The 18,066-nt window shown below is 62.8% G+C and carries 13 protein-coding genes; 2 read left to right on the top strand and 11 right to left on the bottom strand.

Annotated elements, in window-relative coordinates; genetic code table 11:
* Positions 1 to 44: 44 nt before the first annotated feature.
* The 11 genes from PG5_RS26205 to PG5_RS26155 all read right to left on the bottom strand — a co-directional run bounded on the left by PG5_RS26205 (position 45) and on the right by PG5_RS26155 (position 15,307).
* Entirely contained in the window at positions 45 to 878 is an 834-nt protein-coding gene (locus PG5_RS26205) for an SDR family NAD(P)-dependent oxidoreductase (RefSeq protein WP_020800085.1), read from the bottom strand.
* Between the two features lie 11 nt (positions 879 to 889).
* Positions 890 to 1,657, bottom strand: coding sequence for an SDR family oxidoreductase (locus tag PG5_RS26200; RefSeq protein ID WP_020800084.1), 768 nt, complete (start codon positions 1,655 to 1,657; stop codon positions 890 to 892).
* Positions 1,658 to 1,903: 246 nt separating this feature from the next.
* Entirely contained in the window at positions 1,904 to 3,139 is a 1,236-nt protein-coding gene (locus PG5_RS26195; RefSeq protein ID WP_020800083.1) for a helix-turn-helix transcriptional regulator, read from the bottom strand.
* A 146-nt stretch (positions 3,140 to 3,285) separates the two neighbouring features.
* Positions 3,286 to 5,718 carry an RND family transporter gene (locus tag PG5_RS26190; protein ID WP_020800082.1) on the bottom strand — a complete coding sequence of 811 codons (2,433 nt, stop codon included), beginning with the start codon at positions 5,716 to 5,718 and terminating at the stop codon, positions 3,286 to 3,288.
* 14 nt (positions 5,719 to 5,732) lie between these two features.
* On the bottom strand, positions 5,733 to 6,719 hold the full coding sequence (locus PG5_RS26185; RefSeq protein WP_020800081.1) for a YCF48-related protein: 987 nt from the start codon (positions 6,717 to 6,719) through the stop codon (positions 5,733 to 5,735).
* A 579-nt stretch (positions 6,720 to 7,298) separates the two neighbouring features.
* Positions 7,299 to 8,249 (bottom strand): OB-fold domain-containing protein, encoded by a 951-nt coding sequence (locus PG5_RS26180; protein ID WP_020800080.1) that lies wholly within the window; start codon positions 8,247 to 8,249, stop codon positions 7,299 to 7,301.
* A gap of 4 nt (positions 8,250 to 8,253) precedes the next feature.
* Positions 8,254 to 9,465, bottom strand: coding sequence for a thiolase family protein (locus PG5_RS26175; RefSeq protein WP_020800079.1), 1,212 nt, complete (start codon positions 9,463 to 9,465; stop codon positions 8,254 to 8,256).
* 93 nt (positions 9,466 to 9,558) lie between these two features.
* On the bottom strand, positions 9,559 to 11,226 hold the full coding sequence (locus tag PG5_RS26170) for a DUF1302 domain-containing protein (RefSeq protein WP_020800078.1): 1,668 nt from the start codon (positions 11,224 to 11,226) through the stop codon (positions 9,559 to 9,561).
* A 67-nt stretch (positions 11,227 to 11,293) separates the two neighbouring features.
* The gene (locus tag PG5_RS26165; protein WP_020800077.1) at positions 11,294 to 12,379 is read right to left on the bottom strand and encodes an MBL fold metallo-hydrolase; all 1,086 of its coding nucleotides are present in this window, start codon (positions 12,377 to 12,379) and stop codon (positions 11,294 to 11,296) included.
* Positions 12,372 to 14,225, bottom strand: coding sequence for a long-chain-acyl-CoA synthetase (locus tag PG5_RS26160; RefSeq protein WP_020800076.1), 1,854 nt, complete (start codon positions 14,223 to 14,225; stop codon positions 12,372 to 12,374). The genes PG5_RS26165 and PG5_RS26160 overlap by 8 nt, the downstream gene beginning before the upstream one ends.
* Positions 14,222 to 15,307, bottom strand: a complete 1,086-nt coding sequence (locus PG5_RS26155; RefSeq protein WP_020800075.1) for an alkene reductase — start codon at positions 15,305 to 15,307, stop codon at positions 14,222 to 14,224. Before PG5_RS26155 ends, PG5_RS26160 begins: the two co-directional genes overlap by 4 nt.
* A 517-nt stretch (positions 15,308 to 15,824) precedes the next feature.
* Between PG5_RS26155 and PG5_RS26145 the strand changes: the two genes are divergently transcribed.
* Complete coding sequence (locus tag PG5_RS26145; RefSeq protein WP_020800074.1) at positions 15,825 to 17,153, top strand: MFS transporter; 1,329 nt, start codon at positions 15,825 to 15,827, stop codon at positions 17,151 to 17,153.
* 260 nt (positions 17,154 to 17,413) lie between these two features.
* Positions 17,414 to 17,848 (top strand): nuclear transport factor 2 family protein, encoded by a 435-nt coding sequence (locus PG5_RS26135; protein WP_020800073.1) that lies wholly within the window; start codon positions 17,414 to 17,416, stop codon positions 17,846 to 17,848.
* The last annotated feature ends 218 nt before the right edge of the window (positions 17,849 to 18,066 follow it).

The raw sequence follows: 18,066 nt of genomic DNA, 5'->3' as shown, positions 1-18,066 counted from the left end.
GCAGGAATGGATATGTACACGAAAAAAAACAGTCGATCACTGGCCTAACGCCAATCAGCAACAATCCCATGCTCCAACGCAAACGGCTGCGCAGCAATCGTCCGACGCTGAAACCCTGGTGCCTGCTCTGCAGTAGCCAGCCACAACATCACCGCCGCCGGAACATGGGGCGGTGCGCTGCCGGAACGCAAAGCGATCAACCCTTTGTCACCGATGGTGGCCTTGAGCGCTTCGGTCGTCACCACCCCTGGATTAAGGGTGTAGGCACGAACGCCGAGATCACCCAATTCCGTGGCCATTACCCCGGAGAGTCGCGACACCGCCGCCTTGCCCGCGCCGTAGGCATAACCCCAGCCGCCCTTGCCCGCCGCCACCGGCGGATCGCTTTCGCCGGCGCCGGAGGTGACATTGATCACCACCCCGCCACCGCGCGTCACCATGTGTTCAGCCACCGCCTGGGTCAACAGGAATGGGGTGAGGATATAGCCCTGGAACATCCGCTCCAGGGTCTGGGCTTGCAAGTCCATGAACCCGGCGTTGAGGTCGCTGCCCTGGTAGATCGCGTTGTTGATCAGTACGTCGATGCGACCGTACTCGGCCAGCACCGCCTGGCAGGCGCCCAGGGCCGAAGCGCTGTCGAGCAGGTCCATGGGCACGACAAGCACCCGGCAACCAAGATCGCGCAACGCCTGCGCAGTGCCGTTGAGGCTGCCAGCCAGTGGCGCTCCGGCGGCATCGCGCAGGGCATGTTCATGTTGTTCACCCTCATTGAGGGTACGGGCGCTGATCGCCAGGTCGAAACCGGCGCGGGCGAACGCCAGCGCCGCCTCGCGACCGATACCACGGCTGGCGCCGGTAATGAATGCCACCTTGTTCATGCAAGTTCCTTTCAGAAGTGCGGAGCGCGGACCATGGCGTCCATGCCGCCATCGACGAAAACCACGCTGCCGTGGACAAAAGACGCTTGTGGCGACTGCAGGAAGACCACCACGGCGGCGATCTCATCAGGGCAACTGGAGCGGCCCAGGGGCGCGACGAAATCACGGGTTGCCTGGCCAAAGCGCGCATCATCCAGCGACGCCTGGTGCAGCGGGGTTTCTACCGCACCAGGCGCCACCACGTTCAAACGCATGCCCCGCTTGCCCCAGCTTACGGCCAGGCTACGAGCATGACGGCTGATCGCGTATTTGGAGGCCGCATAGGCGACATGAGGCTGACCGAGGGTATTGGCCAGTTCCAGCGCCTGGACTTCATCGCCTGCAATCATCGCTTCAACCATCGCCTGACCGTCGACGCCTGAATGAGTCGCCGCCACCGAGCCGATCACCAGTGCCGCCGGTTGCTGACCCTTGGCAAGCGCACCTTGCAAGCCATCGAGCAATTGGCTGACGCCGAAGTAGTTGACCGCCGGGATCAGGCCGCAGGTCGGCGCCGTGACACCCACTCCGGCGCAGCAGATCAGCCCGTCGAGGACGCCGCCGCTGAGCTCAAGCACTCGGGTGATGGCCGCGTCACGCCCCTGGGCAGTGGACAGGTCGGCGATCACTTCGGCGTTGCTGCGATCGATCCCGATAACCTGGTGCCCGGCGGCGCGTAGGGCGGCGGATACGGCGGCGCCGATTCCCGAGGCGCTGCCGGTGATGGCTGTAATTGGCATAGTGGTTCTCCGTGATAGGTCCGCCCAGTATCGACAGGGCAATCACGGGACGGCATCGTCCGTGCGGACTAAAAATTGATGTGTTGAAACCAGAGGAAACCCGGGCGCCGCGGTGTGACTGATACACCGCAGCGCCTGGTTCGCCTGTAGGAGCCAGGCTTGCCGGCGAAGAACAATTATGCGGAGTGACAGATACACCGCTGCGCCTGGTTCGCGGGCAAGCCTCGCTCCTACAGACCATAAAATTCAGGCCTGGCGATAAATCGGCACGGCCAGTTGCAGCGGCGGCACTTTGATCTTTTCCGTCACTTTCAACCCAAGCCTGGGTTTGCCCAAAGCCACCACGCTGTTGAGCAGGATGCGCACCAACTCGGTCTGGCGCCGCACGCCGGTCTTGGAGAATATCGAGCGCAAATGCGCCCGCGCGGTATTGCGTCGGATATTGAGAACCTCTGCAGCTTCTTCCAGGGACAGGCCGTTGGCCAGTTCCATGGCCAGGGCGGTTTCGGCCTTGGTCAGGTTGAACAACTGCTTGGTCACCACCTCGCTGGCCAGGGATTTACTCGACGCATCGCGGATGTACACCAGCGCTGCGGGCTGGCCCTTCTCCTCGGCCCAGTCCAGGGACCGTATCGATTCAACCACTACACCGAGGGCGACCAGTCCGGAAGGACGGGTCACTGACATGGCCTCGGCGTCTTTTGGAGCATCCGGGGAAAACGCGGCGCGAATCAAGCGTTGCAGCTCGCGGTTGTCGCTGGGGTAAGTCGCCTCCAGGCGCCCGCCCACCAGTTTCAAGCCGTCGGAACGGGCGAGGATTTCCTGGGCCACCGGGTTGATCTGCAACACGCTGCCGCTCTCGTCGAGCACCAGGGTCGCCACCGATAGCCGGCTGATGGCCTGGGAGTACAACTCGCTCAGCGATTCACTGCGGTCCAGCAGGTTATGCAATTGCGAGGCACGCCGCAGGTGGGGCAGGAAACTGGCGCACACCGCGCGTTCATGGGCAGAGAAATTGGCTGCCCGTTTAGGGCGGGTCATGCGAAAACGCAGTTTGCCGCCGTCCGGCGTGGAAATGTCGGCACACATCAGGTGGTACACGTCATGGGGCTCGCAGAACATCTTGAAGTAGCCGTTCTGCTCCCACTGCGTGGTGCTCATGATGTCGTCCACGGTGAATACATGGTCCAGCGGCTGATTGGAGAAAGGTGAATTGGTTTGCGGGTAGGTCATGTAACAGACATCACCGGCACCTTCGATCTCGCCAACGATGATCATCACGCCGGTATCGGGTTGATCCGGCACCCGCAGGATCAGCGTGACGAAGTTGGCATCGTAGAGTTTGAGAAAGCTCCTGAGCGCCGTGGCCATCAGTTTCGGATCGAGTGCGCCTTCATAGATCTCGCCCACCAACTGGTTGTAGCGTGTAAGGTCCAGGCCAAGACTGGCCAGGGCTTCATGGGTCAAGTCACCGTTTTGCATAGTCTCATCTCGCTCGGGTAAGGACTGTGCCCTTCCCTTGTTATTTTTATAATTTCGGCTGGGGAGCCCAGGGCTCCCCTCTCTCGACTGCTACTTGCCCGCCAGTTTCACCAGCGCCTGCGGACTCCACAATAGGTCCGCCAGGATTATTTTTCGTTCGCGGTATCACGCGCAGCCGGGCTGTTTTTCAAGCGGAACTGCCCGTGTGCCGGTACCGGTTGGCGTACCCGTGCGGTGACCAGTGGTCGCCCGCGATTGAACCAGGCCGCCAGCGCCGGCAGGAGGAAAATTGCCCCCAACACGTTGACCAGGAACATGAACGACAGCAGCACGCCCATGTCGGCCTGGAACTTCAGCGGCGCGAACGCCCAGGTGCAGACCCCGATGGACATGGTCACAGCCGTGAACACCGCGGCCGTACCCCGTTGGCACATGGCCTCGTAGAACGCCTCCCGCAAATTGGCACCGCGCAGCATTTCATGCTGGATGCGCTCGTACAGGTAAATCCCGTAGTCGACCCCCACCCCCACTCCCAGCGCCATCACTGGCAAGGTGGCAACCTTGAGGCCGATCCCGAGCAGGGTCATCAGCGCGTTGCACAGGATCGCAACAATCGCCAGCGGCACCAGAATGCACAGCACCGCGCGGATCGACAAGAAGGTTAGCCAGCAAAACAACGCCACCGATCCGAATAGTGCCCCCAGCATGATGACTTCGGCACGCTTGACCGCCTCGTTGGAGGCTGCCATCACCCCGACGTTGCCACCGGCCAGGAGGAATTCGACTTCTGGCGAGCTGACTTCGGCAATGATGCGGTTGGCCTCACTGATCACATGGCTGACGGTGCTGCCTTCGTGGTTGGCCAGGAACACCAGGATCTGCATCTGTTGGCAGCCGTCGGTGACCAGTCCGTCATCCGGCATATAGGCCCTTGCGCCCTGGCTCAGGCCTCGGGGCGAGCCCGGAATCGCCGCCCAGCGCGGATTGCCTTCGTTATTGCCGGCGATCACCCGCTTGCCCATGTCCGCCACGCTCTGGATCGACTGAACGCTTGTGACGGTGCGCATACGAAAGTCGAACGCCTCCACCGCACGCATCACCGTGGGTGACAGGCAGCCTTCGTCGACGCCCTTGACCTGGACGAACACTGACAACACATCAAGACCGATGGAGTAGCTGTTGATGATCTTGGCGTTGTCCTGGTTGTAGCGCGAATCGGCCCGCAGTTCCGGCGCGCCCGCGCCGATGTCGCCTACCGCCAGGTCGCGAGCCTTCCAGGCCCCGGCTGCCAGGAGCAACAGGCTGACGGCAAACACCCCGAGGGCCGGCCCCGGTTCGGCAAGCGCCGACAGGCGCCACCACAGGCGATGCCTGCCCGCCGGCCGCGCCTGCGCCCGGCGCAACAGCGCAGGTTCCAGGCGCAGGTAGGAAATGATCACCGGCAGCATGAGTTTGTTGGTGATGATCATCAGCATCACGCCGATGCAGGCCGTTACCCCCAGTTCGTGGACGATGGGGATATCGATCATCATGATCACCGCGAACCCCAGGGCGTTCATCAGCAAGGCCAGGGAGCCGGGGATGAAGATCTTGCAGAACGCCAGGCGCGCCGCTTCCCTGGAACTGCTGCCGGCCAGCACGTCCTGCTTCCAGGCATTGGTCATCTGCACCGCATGGGATACGCCGATGGAGAAGATCAGGAACGGCACCAGGATCGACATCGGATCGATGCCCAACCCCAACAGCGGCAACAACCCCAGCAGCCAGACCACCGGCAGCAACGCTACCAGCAGCGCCACCACGGTCAGGCGCAGGGAACGCGAGTACAGCCACAGCAGCAACCCGGTGATCACGAACGCGACGACAAAGAAGCCAATCACCGTGTTCAGCCCTTCGACCACGTCGCCCACCAGTTTGGCGAAGCCGACAATGTTGATCTCGATGTCAGGGCTGTTGTACTTGCCGCGAACTTCTTCCAGGCGCTTGGCGATTTCAACATAGGATACCGGCTGGCCGGTCTTGGGGTCAGTGTCCTGCAAGTCGGCACGGACCATGGCCGACTTCAGGTCGTTGGCCACCAGGCGGCCGACCTGTCCGGACGCAGCGGTGTTGCTGCGCACCTGCGCCAGGTCCTCAGGGGTGCCGCTGAAGCGCGGTGGCACCACCACGTCGCCGAAGAAGCCTTCCTCGGTAATTTCGATATAGCGCACGTTGGCGGTAAACAGCGACGTCACGCTGGGACGGCTGACTCCGGAAATGAAAAACACGTCGTCGGTGACTTTGCGCAGGGTCTCCAGGTACTCGGCGTTGTAGATGTCGCCCTCGCCTTTCCAGCGCACGCTGACCAGGAAACGGTTGGCGCCGGTGAAGTAACGGCTGAACTTGAGAAAGTTGACCATGTACTCATGACGCACCGGGATCTGTTTGTTGAAGCCCGGGTCCAGTTGCGTGTGGGTAGCGCTGTAGCCCAGGCCCAGCGTCACCAGGACAAACAGCAACAGCAGTCCCTTGCGCCAGGCCATCAGGTAGTCCGCGCACGTTTCGACGCCACGCGTCACCCAGTGTTTACCTTGATTCATTGCCTGCCTCTCATTTACTGGGTGGCCTGTGTGGCCACTAGGGCAGCAACGCTGCCACCTGAACCCTGCAATACCCCACGCTCGCCACCCACCAGCAGGCGCGAGCCCACCATCGTCGCCGAGGTCAACGTACCGAGCCCGGCCAGCCGCGCGACACCTACCAGTGCACCCTGTGCATCCAGGCGCACCACCGAGCTGCCGGCACCGACGATCACCAGGCCCGAGTGATCGGGCAGCAGTACATGGCCGTACAGCGGCAGTTGATTACCCACGTCGATCTGGGTCCAGCTGTCGCCGAAGTCGTGGCTGACGAACACATGCCCGCGCATGCCATAAGTCACCCAATTATTCGCGCTCAGGCGCACGATGCCGAACAGCGAACCGCTGTAGAACGCCGGCAAGGTCTGCCAATGCTGGCCGCCATCGGCCGTGCGCAGCACCAGGCCCTGTTCGCCCACCAGCATGCGTCGGCCATCGTCGCCACCGGCCATGCTGTTGAGGTGTGCGCTATCAATGTCCAGGACCTGCGGTGTCCAGGTCTGTCCGGCATCGGAAGATTGATAGAACTTGCCAAAGCTGCCGAACGCCATGACGTTGTCGCCACCGCTGCTCCAGATCCCCAGCAATGGCTCGCCCAAATCGCTGTCGTAGCGAATTTCCTGCCAATGGCTGCCGGCGTCCGTGGAACGCAGGATCAAGCCGTCATGCCCCACCGCCAGCAAACGCTGCGGGTCCAGCGCCACCAGGGCAGTCAAGGTGGCATCGCGTTGCGGGGCGACACTGGCGGGCTGCCAGCTGACGCCCTGGTCGTCGCTGAGCAGGATGCTGCCGCGCTCGCCCACGGCGACCACGCGCGAGCCAAGGTTGAGCAGGCCGTTGATCTGCACCCGGTCCGGGCGTGTGGCCAACAGTTCTGCCTGCGGTGGGGATTTTGGGGAAAAGGTGTAGCCGATGGTCAGGGCGACCACCAGGCAGACCAGGTAGCCGATCACAGAGCGCATGAGCAACGCTCCTGTTCGGGGCACGCGTGCATAGGGCAAGTCATAGGCCAATCCTCTTGTTCTTGTCAGGCGCCAGGGCATGCGAGGCAACCGAATCGGGCGTTGCCTCCGGGGCAATAGTCGGCGCAAGGGGTGGGTCACACATCGTCCAAATGGCTTATGGATTGGCGCAAATGGCGTGGGGTTCGGGACTTGGTTTTTTTGCGGGAGTTTTCGATCCCCCGTCGGAGCGAGCATGCTCTGCGATGGAGGTCAACGATGACGCGGGGAGCCTGACATCCCGCGGTGCTCTCAGGTTTTTCGCGAGCATTCGAGCGTCGACCGGCTGCTCCTACACGGCCCGCCGCGCTGGGCAGAACCTGCACTCGGGGGCAAAAAATCAAAAACCAAAGCAGAGCAAAAGCAAAGGCAAACGGCCTGACAGTCGACCTGATTGCAGGACTGTCCACGATCCAATTGTGGGAGCGAGCCTGCTCGCGAAGAGGCCATGCCAGTCGCCATCCAGGTCAACTGATCTAACGCTTTCGCGAGCAGGCTCGCTCCCACAGGACCTCACCCGTTCAATGGCTCCGGTGGCGATCAGGCGAGGTACAGGATGACCAGGTCGTTGATCACCGACGGCCGGTCCTGGCCCACCACGTGGGTGGTGAGTTCCAGGGTCAGCTGGGTGCCACGGGCCGACAGATCGACCTTTTTCACCCGAGCCCGCGAATGGATGCGCGAGCCGGCCGGTACTGGCGCCGGGAAGCGCAGGCGGTCGGAGCCGTAGTTGACCTGGGTGGTGAAACCACTGATTTCGAAGCCCAGTGCCAGTTTCATCCGTGACTGCAGCACCTGCACCAGCGCGCCGTGGGCGATCGTGCCGCCGAACGGGCTTTGCAGGCGGGCGCGTTCCGGATCGGTATGGATCCAGTAATCGTCGCCCGACAACTGGGCGAAGGCGTCGATCAGCGCCTGGTCGACCACCACCACGTTGCTCCAGTCGCTGTACTGATCGCTGACCAGGGCCTGCAAGGCCGGTCCATCGTTGAGGTCGATCTGCCGCACTGGTGGCTGCTCCGATGCCACGGGCGCCGGTTCGCTTTCCTGCGCGGGCAGCGATTCAAGGCTCGCCGCATCCTTGTCCACTCCGGTGAAACGCAGCAGGCGGTTGCCCTTGGCATCGACTTCGGCGAACACCGGCTGCAAGGCCATGCCGATGCGGATTTCGTCTTCTTCGAGGCCCACCAGGTTGGTGTTGATGCGCACCCCTTGGGCCAGCTCTACTACTGCCAGCTTCTGCGGCATTTCATCCATGAAATCCGGCAAGGTGGCAATGCGCGTCACCGTGTAGCTGTAAAGCGTCGCGGCGCCGTCGACTTCGCGCCAGGCCAAATCATGCTCCAGGCACACCGGGCAATGCCGACGCGGGTAGAAATTCCAGTGCGCACAGGCATTGCATTGCTGGATCAACAGGCGGCGAGCCTTCAGGCCCTCCCAGAACGGTGCGGAGATCTGCGTCGCGACCGGCATCGGTTTGTTGTTGGACATGTGCTTATGCTCCCTGAAGTATCAATGCGCCCTGCTCGCTCATCACGCCGCCGGTGCCGGAGACGTAGACGCTGTCGCAGCGCCCCAGTTGGCGCTCGCCGGCAGTGCCGGCGATCTGCGTCACCGCCTCGATCACCTGGCTCATGCCACCGGCCGAGGCCGACTGGCCGAAACTGAGTTGCCCGCCGTGGGTGTTCATCGGGAAGTCGCCTCGCCAGGTCAGGTCGTGTTCACGCACGAAGGCCATGCCCTCGCCCTTGCCACAGAAACCGGCGTCTTCCAGGGTCAGCAAAGTGGTGATGGTGTAGCAGTCGTAGATCTGTGCGGCATCGACGTCCTTGGGCTTGAGGCCCGCCATGGCAAAGGCCCGCTCGGAAGCCGGGCCAATCGGCGTGCGCAGCATGTCCTCGGCGTACGATGGCGACTTGAATGCCAGGTGCTCGCCAAAGCCGGTAATGAAGGCCGGGCGTTTGCGGGCCCGTGCCGCCACTTCCTTGTTGGTGATGATCAGCGCGGCGCCACCGGCCACCGGCATGACGATCTCGAGGACGTGGAGAGGGTCGGCGACCATTTTGCTCGCCAGGACCTGCTCGATGGTCAACGGCTGGCCATAGAACATGGCTTGCGGGTTGGCCAAGGCATTGGTGCGCTGGTCGACGGCGATCTTGGCCATCGCCCGCTGGTCGTAGTCGTACTGAGCGGCATAACGCTGGGCGATCATCGCGTAGCCGGTGTTCTGGCCCATGTGCCCATAAGGCAGGTCGAACTCGGCTTCAGGCGCGCCAAACGCGGTGCTGTGTCCGCCGAAACGCATGGAGCGGGCCATCCAGCCGGGATCTTCGTCGGGTCCCAGCGGCGCCATGCGCGCAGGAATGACGCACAGCACGGCCTGGCACAGCCCCAGTTCGATGGCGGCGGCAGCGCGCCAGACCATGCCTACCGAGGTGCATCCACCCAGGTCCACCACTTCGGCGAAGTTCAATCGCAGGCCCAGGTATTCGGCGGCCATCGCCGGTACGAACACCGAAGCCTCGTGAAAGTGCGGGCCGTTGATCACCAGCCCATCGAGGTCCGAGGCCTTCAGCCCGGCATCGCGCAGGGCCTGTGCCGCCAGGTCGGCGACTTGCTCGAGGTGAAACATCTTGGGCGCGGTCGAATATTTTTCCGGTTTGTATTGTGCGCTGCCAACGATGGCCGCATGCCCTTTGAGTCCCATAGTGCCTCCATGCCGAAGCGTTCAGCTGCGGCCTATTCCAGGTTGTGTTGAAGCTCCGGGCGCACCACGGCGACCCGGATCTTGGGGGGTCGATCAGAAGGTGTATTTCATCGAGAACGTGGCGTAGTCGCGGTCGGCGAACGGACGGTCGATCGGATCAGCTGCACCCAGATAAGAGATGTATCTCAAGCCGAGTTCCAGGTTGCCCAGGTACTTGAAGGTCGTGCCCGCGCTCAGGCGTCGGTCACCGGCGACGCCGGAGATGCTTCCGGCCATGGGCGTGGAGCCGCTGAAGACGTTGGAGAAACTGAAGGGGACTTCCAGATCCCAGCCTTGGAAAACTCCCGGATAACTGAACGATGCGCCCACGGTGTAGGCGCTGGAAGACTTGGTGCGGTAACCCGCGGCTGTGCTGTAGGTGTAGTCATCGGAAGAGGCCACTAGAGGTGCCAAAGAGGGTAATAGGTTCACGCCTTGCAGGTTCGGCGCGGCCGAAGTGGATTCGACACTGTCGACCTGCACGCGGATGACTTCGGCCGTCAGCGTTGTCTGGTTGGCCCAGGGACGGTCACCCAAAATGCGCACCGCCGACAATTGCATTTGCTGGCCCTTGCCCTTGGCCGGTACGGCGCCAAGTCCGGTATTGACCATCACCGGCGCACCGTCGCGGTACGACCATTCGGCGCCGACCTGGGTGTCGCCGATCTTGGTCGAGGCGCTGATGCCGGTCAGCTTGATGTCTTCGAAGTACTTGATCCGGTAGCCATTGCTGACGAAGGCGTTGAGGCCACCGCCCACTGGCAGCGGGTTGTAGCCGACCAGGGCGGTGGCCGGGTTCTTGTCGTGGTAGTTGACGTGGAACAGCGACAGCTCGAGGGCCGGTACCGGACGGTAGCGCATCTGCACGCCCCACTGGCCACCATCACTCGGTTCGTCGGTGCCGCGGTAGGCGATCTTCTGGCCGTTGGCGTAGATGAACTCGCGACCAGGCCCGACCACGTCGCTGCCCGACAGGTAGCTACCCACTGGCGGCAGCTCAGTGCCCTTCCATTCGTACTGCACGTACGCACCGAAGGTCAGCTGGGGGTTCAGTCGGAACGAGCCGGAGAACTGGCCCACCGGCAAGAGGATTTCCTTGACCTCGACACCCGGTTGCGAGGCTTTCACCGCGTCAGACGGGTTTTGTACGCCGTTGACCCCGGGGTAGAACAGGCTCTCGCCCCAGGATTCGATGTGTCGCCCGGCCTTGACGTCAAGCATGGTGTCGTTATCAAAACGCCAGCCGCTGAACACATAGGCATCGAGGAATTTGCTGCGACCGCCGCTGTAGTAACGGGTGTCACTGGTGAATTCGTCGTTGCTGCCGCTCTTGTTCACGGTGGCGGGCGAATCGTTGTCGTTCTTGCGGTGGTAGACATCGTCGTAGAAGGTACTGGCACGCAGCACAGCGCCGTAGTTGTCCTTGCGCAGGATCATTTCCCCCAGCGCACCCACGCGGTTGGTGGTCAGGCTGCCGCTGTCGAAGTTGCGGTTGGCATCGTCGGCGTTGACCGTCAGCAAGCGATCGCTCTGACTGCCGGTGCGCACACCGATGCCATAGCTGGTGGTCACCGACCAGTCGATGGTCGCGCCGTTGTCGAACTCAAAGGTTTCGCCGGCCCACACCGGTGTGGACACCAGCGCAATGGCTGCGGCCAGGCTCGTGACCGGAAACGCGCTCGAACCGATGACCGTAGAGTTATTGTTGTTTTTGTTGATCACACTGATTCTCCTCAAGGGCAACTCAATGGCTGCCTGGAATGTTCAACACTGCTGCCGTGCCTTGCGCTCAAAACACCTTGGGCGGAGTAACAGCGCACGCTCCCCTTACAGCACTCCGGTAGCGATACCGCCCCCGGTCCTCTTCCCGCACCAGCGACCCTTCGGCCACCAGGTAGTTGGCATGGGCCAACGTTTCGCCAAGCGCCATCAGTTCGTCGAAACGACCCGACAGCCTGGGGAACAGCACAGCCATCAGTTCGAGCACGGTGCGCGGCTCGTCACAGTTGGCCAGCAGCAGCGCCAGATGCCCGCGGTGATGGGCCTCCAACTGATCCAGGCGCTGATGCAGATTGAAGAACGGCCGTTCGTGCGCCGGCAGCACCAACACGCTGTCGGGCAAGCTGCGCAACCGCTCGATGGAATCGAGCCAGTCGTGCAGCGGGTTGGCCAACGGCTCGGTGGCATGCACGCCGACGGTGGAGGTGATGCGCGGCAACACCTGGTCGCCGGAAATCAGCAGGCCGTCATCAGCGGCATACAGGCAGGCATGTTCCGGTGAGTGTCCGCGACCGATGACCACCTGCCAGGTGCGGCCACCGATGTGCAGGCAACTGCCTTCCTGCAAACGGCGGAAATGGTTCAGTGGCGCCGGCAGGAAATGGGCATTGCTCATCACCGCGAACATCTCGGCACTCTGTTCATCGCCGACGCCGGCCTTGCGGTAGAAGTCGAGAAAGTCCCAGCCCGGTGGCTGATCGGCGGGAAACTTGACGTGCAACGACTGGAACTCGCTGACGGTCATGTACACCGGGCAGTGAAAGCGCTCCGAGAGCCACGCGGCCACGCCGGCATGGTCAGAGTGAAAGTGCGTGCAGACCACCGCCAGCAATGGCAGCCCGTCGCACACTTCACTGAACACCCGTTCCCAGACTTCTCGGGTCTGGTCGGTGTTCATGCCGGTGTCTACCGCCACCCAGCCATCGGTGTGACGCAGCAGATAGAGGTTGATGTGGTCCAGGCGAAACGGTAGCGGCATGCGCAGCCACCAAACGCCCGGCGCCACTTCGCGCACCTGCCCCGAATCGGGCGCCTGCGGCCAGGGATAACGGAGGCCGCCGCGCAGTTCGTGACCGTTGTCGTCGAGGTCAGCCATGGTTGGCCACCGAAAAGGGCGTGAGGCCGGCGCGCGTCAGGGCCTCTACCGAGTAGGGCACATAGGTGCGCGCCTGGTCGTCGCGAATGAACAGCGGATCGCTGCACAGGCTCGGGCAATAGCCCTGGCGTTGCAGATCGACCTTGCGCAGCTTGAAGCTGGCCGTCAGGTCTGCCGACTGGGTGACCCGGATGAACACCGGGGCCGCATAACGCGGCAGGCGCGCTTCGGTCAGGGCGTACAGGGCGTCGGGATCGAATGCCTGGCCGGCCTGCATCAGCACCGCGGCCATCCCGGCGCGGCCTTCATGGCCCGGCACCTGGACGCCATAGATATTGATCAGTTCCAGGCCCGCCAGGTCGCCCAGGGCGCCCGCCACTTCGAGGGTCGAAACATTCTCACTTTTCCAGCGATAGGTATCGCCGATACGATCGACGAAATAGCAGTAACCGTTGGCATCCTCGCGCAGCAAATCGCCAGAACTCCAGTAGGCATCGCCCTCGCGAAACACATTGCGACGGATTTTGCTCTCGGTCGCCTCCGCAGAGGTGTAACCCTCGAAACGCCCACCACCGATCTCAGGGTGATCGACGATAAAGCCCATGGCCTCGCCAACCTCGCCCACTTCGCAGAGCTGGTAGAAACCGTTTTCGTCCCGTGGGTGGCAGTCGTTTTCGATGTCGTAGCGCACCAGCCGCAGGTTGGTCTTGTTCCAGTCCGGCACGCGCCCGCAAGAACCGAAATAGTTGTCGACGTTGATCACCGCGGCATTGGCCTCAGTGGCGCCCCAACCCTCGAACACCTGGATCGGGCCGAAGCGCTCCAGCCAGCGTTGCCAGGAGTCGGGTGACAAACCGGCACCGAGCATGCAGCGCAGGCTGTGCTCGCGCTCGCCCGCTCGCACGGGTTGGTTTAGCAAGTAGCGGCAGATCTCGCCGATGTACTGGAAGATACTGATCTGATGACGCGCGACGTCGTTCCAGAACTCGCGCACGCTGAACTTGCGGCGCACTACGATGGCCGCACCGGCCCGCAACGCGGTAGAGGTTACCGACGTGGCCGCGGCGCCGTGGTACAACGGCAGGCAGCAATAGAACACATCCTCGCGGGTAGCTTGCAGGGTCACTTCCATCACATCGCCCGAGGACATCCAGCGCATATGGCTGTAGCGCGCCGCCTTGGGCAAGCCGGTGGTGCCCGAGGTGAAGATCAGCAGGGTCGCGGCCTGCGCTTCGATGTGCGCGCGGATATCGCGGGGAAACGGCGTGCGCGGGGCTTTCTCCAGGCGCGCATCGAAATGCCCGTCGACGCCCTTGGGCAGCGGGCCACTCCAGGGATTTTCCGCGTCGCGTATCAGCCAGCACGGCAGGTCCGGAAAACCTTCGGTGGCCTGGATATTGGCCAGGCATTCTTCACCGATCACCAGCGCCTTGGCGTCGGTGGTTTGCAACGCATGCAGCAGCGGACGGCCGTTGACCTGAGTGTTGATGAAGGCCACCACCACCCCGAGCTTGACCAGGCCAAACCAGGTGCAGAAGAACGAGGGGCGGTTTTCCATGGCCAGGGCGCAGACATCGCCGGCACGCAGGCCATTGGCATAAAACGTGTGGGCCATCTGATTGGCCCGCGCATCGACCTCCAAGTAGCTCAAGGTCTGCTCGTTGTAGATCAGGAACGGGCGATCGCCCTGTTCACGCGCCTGGTGTTCCAGTCGGTCGGCCAGGGTGTAGCGATCGCTCGGCTTGATCAGCCCGGCGGCGGCCGAACGCTGGTCGAGCAGCGCCTGGGTTTGCTCCCGTGGCACGGGGTGGGTCGGCAGGACGCCGGCCAGGTCGTTCAGGTTCATTGCGCCACCTCCTGGGCGATCGCTTGATAGGCGGAGTAATCCGAGTAGCCGGCCGGGCCTGGCGTGTAGAGGGTCTTGCGGTCGAAACCACTGAGTGGCAGGCCCCGCTTCAAGCGCTCCACCAGATCGGGGTTGGCAATAAAGTGACGACCGAACGACACGGCAGCCCCCTCGCCCGACGCGAGAGCGGCGCTGGCCGAAAGGCCGTCGAAACCATCGTTGAGAATCAACGCATGGGGGCTGTGCCGGCGCGCCAGGGCGAAGGCATCGAGGTCAGCCAGGGGCGAGCGCATGATGTGCAGGTACGCCAGGCCCAACGGCGCCACGGCTTCACACAAGGCGGCCGCCGTCTCGGCCGGATCGCGGTCGTCGATGTCGTTGTAGGGGTTGCCGGGGCACAGGCGAAAGCCAACGCGGCCGGCGCCGATCGCAGTCGCCATGGCTTCGATCACTTCCTTGGCAAAACGCACCCGCCCCTTCGCGTCACCGCCGTAGGCATCACTGCGCTGGTTGCTGCCGGAGGCCATGAATTGCATCGGCAGATAACCGCTGGTGCAGTGCAGCTCGACACCGTCGAAACCGGCCTGACGCGCATTCAACGCGGCCTGGCGATAGTCTTCGATCACATCGCCAATGCCTTGCAAGGTCAGCGCCTGTGGCTCGTCGGTGTCCACCAGGCCCGCGGCATCGCTGAACACCTGGGTGCGCGCACGCAGCGCCGAAGGTGCCACCGTGGCGGCCCATGTCGGCTTGTTGTGCCGACTGGCGGCGCGGCCGACGTGCATCAGTTGCAGGACGATGCGCCCACCCTCGGCATGCACCGCCTCGGTGACCTGCTGCCAGCCGGCGATCTGTTCGCCGGTGTAGATGGCTGGGGTGCGGCAATAGCCCAGGCCGCTGGCGGACGGCGCGGTGCCTTCCGCCACGATCAACCCGGCACTGGCACGCTGGCGGTAGTACTCGACCATGGCGCTGCCGGGCACCGCATCGGCAAGGGCGCGACTGCGAGTCATGGGGGCCATGACAATGCGGTTGGCCAGTTGCAGTTCGCCCAGGGCGACCGGCTCGAACAAGACGCTCATTGCAATTCCTCAGCTTCTTATTGTTTTCTGGCTGCCTGAGGGCTTGCCACAGTGTGGGCAAGCGCTGGCACACCAGCGGATATGGGCTGAATGATTGATCGTGAGCGCGGGCGAAACATCGTCCGACAAGACTAGGTTCGCTATCGACAGGACGAACCCGATACCGCATCGTCTGTACGGTTCCGTAGGAGCCAGGCTTGCCGGCGAAAGGGAAGCTGCGGTGTATCTGACACACCGCCTGTGGGAGCGAGGCTTGCCGGCGAAGAACGATGACGCGGTTTGGCAGATGTACCGAGGCGCCTGGTTCGCGGGCAAGTCGGATCGCCCCCCCTCGCTCCTACAGACGATCGGAACACCGCGGTGTCCCTTTCATACCGCGTCATCGTTCTTCGCCGGCAAGCCTGGCTCCTACGAGTGAACCGTTCCGGGGCGAAAAAGATGGTCTGAACGGACGATGAGAAAAAACCGGGACAAGCCCAGCATCGCGACAACTAGAACAAAACCGGGAGCACCCGCAGTGAACCAATCCACCCCCGTGACATGGCGAACGCACTACGCGTTGTTCGTGCTCGCCAGCATCTACGTGTTCAACTACATCGACCGCCAGTTGATGGCGATCCTTATTGAGCCGGTGAAGCTCGAATTCGGCATCTCCGATACCGGCATCGGCCTGCTTTCGGGCGTGACCTTCGCGGTGTTCTACACCGTGTTCGGCTTCCCGCTGGGGCGCCTCTCAGACCGCATCGGACGCAAGCCGGTGATCGCCTTCAGCTGCATCGCCTGGAGCCTGATGACCATGCTGTGCGGCATGGCCGGCAACTTCCTGACCCTGGTGTTGGCGCGGATCGGCGTGGCGGTCGGTGAGGCCGGTGGCACTGCGCCTTCGGTGGCGATGGTCTCGGACTTGTACCCGGCGAACCGCCGATCCACTGCCCTGTCGGTGCTGATGCTCGGTTCCAGCCTGGGGGCGATCGTCGGCTTGGGCCTGGGTGGCTGGATTGCCCAGCACCACGGTTGGCGCTACGCCTTCTTGCTGATCGGCGCACCCGGGATCTTCCTGGGCCTGCTTTTGCTGCTGACCGTGCGCACGCCCAAGCGCGTAGTGCCGCAGGCCCATCTCGCGATGCAACAGGATGGCTGGCTCAAGACCCTGGTCGAGCTGTTTCGCATGCCCTCGTTCCTGTGCCTGGTACTCACCGGCGGCGCGGCGGCGATTGCCGGTTACGCGATTGGCACCTGGAGCCCGAGTTTCCTGATCCGCTCCCACGGTCTCAACCTGCAGGAAGCCGGATTCCTGGTCGGTGTAGTGGGAGGTACCGGTGCGACCTTCGGCACCCTGCTGTGCGGCATGGTTACCGACCGCATGGCGCGTCGCGATGTCGGCTGGCAAATCGGCGTGCCGTTGTTGGGTACGCTGATCAGCATTCCCTTCGCCCTGGCGTACTTCCTCTGGCCCCAAGGCACGGCATTCCATATCGGCAACATCGCAGTACCCCAGGCGTTCCTGTTCTACAGCGCATTCGCCTTTTTCGGTGTGTGGTGGGCAACACCGTGCCTGAGCGCGATCACCCACCTGTTCCCGGCCACGCGACTGGCCCAGGCCACGGCCATTTTCGTCATGTCGATGACCCTGCTGGGCGTCGGTATCGGGCCGCTGTTCGTCGGCATGCTCAGCGATTTCTTCGTGCTGACCCTGGGCAGTGAATCCCTGCGTTATGCCCTGGCTTCGTCGGTGTCCATGCTGATGCTGGCCAGCGTATTCCTGGCCTTTGCACTGCCCCGTTATCGCCAACAGATGAAGAGCCCGGCTGCGCACCTTGCACCGGTCCGTGCCGTGACGGCCTGACCCTTTCCCGCACCATCGCGCCGCTGCAACCTCGCCAGGTTCCAGCGGCTTTTTTAAGGGTTCGTCATGCATTCCCGGGAAAAATGTATGAAGCATTACCTGTAGGAGCGAGCCTGCTCGCGAAAAACCTGATAGCACCGCGGGGCGTCAGGCTCCCCGCGTCATCGTTGACCTCCATCGCGAGCAGGCTTGCTCCTACAAGTATCGCGTTATCTGTTTTACCGGGATCGCGTGAAAAACGTTTTCTCATGAGGATCACCATGAGTACCAGCGCCGTACAGATCTGCAACCTGCTCTACCGTTACGCCGAGCACCTGGACAGCGGCCAGCTGGTCGAGGCCGCCGAGCTGTTTCGTCACGCCCGTATCAAGGTAAGCAGCCAGGACAAGTGCATTGATCACACCGCCCTGCTGGGGATCTGGCAGCAACGCATCAAGCTCTACCCCTGCGGCACTCCGCGCACCCGACACGTCATCAGCAACCCCATCGTCGACATCGATGAAGCCTCCGGAACCGCCACGGTTCGCGCCTGCTACACCGTGCTGCAGGCTACCGACACGCTAACCCTGCAACCCATCGCCGCCGGGCGTTACCTGGATGAGTTCGAACGTGTCGACGGGGTCTGGCAGTTCAGCTTTCGTGATTATTCACACCTGGACATGATGGGGGACTTGCGCGGGCATTTGTTGATGTAGGCACGAAGGCGGCCTGACAGCCGGCCTGGTTACTGGCGTGTCCGCGATCCTCTGTGGGAGATTGTTGTCTGAGTACATATCCATTGCTGCGGTAACGGCCACTTATGGTTTCGCTTTTACAGCGACTCCCTTTTTCAAACGCAAAGGAAGCAAAAGGCTTTGCCCCACCACTCGGTGCCTCGCTAGGGCTCGGCATGCCCTCACTCCGGCATTGCTCC

The organism is Pseudomonas sp. G5(2012) (genome assembly GCF_000408945.1).
GTDB lineage: Bacteria > Pseudomonadota > Gammaproteobacteria > Pseudomonadales > Pseudomonadaceae > Aquipseudomonas > Aquipseudomonas umsongensis.
The sequence above is the reverse complement of the archived record's forward strand: the minus strand, read 5'-3'. Positions and strand labels throughout refer to the sequence as shown.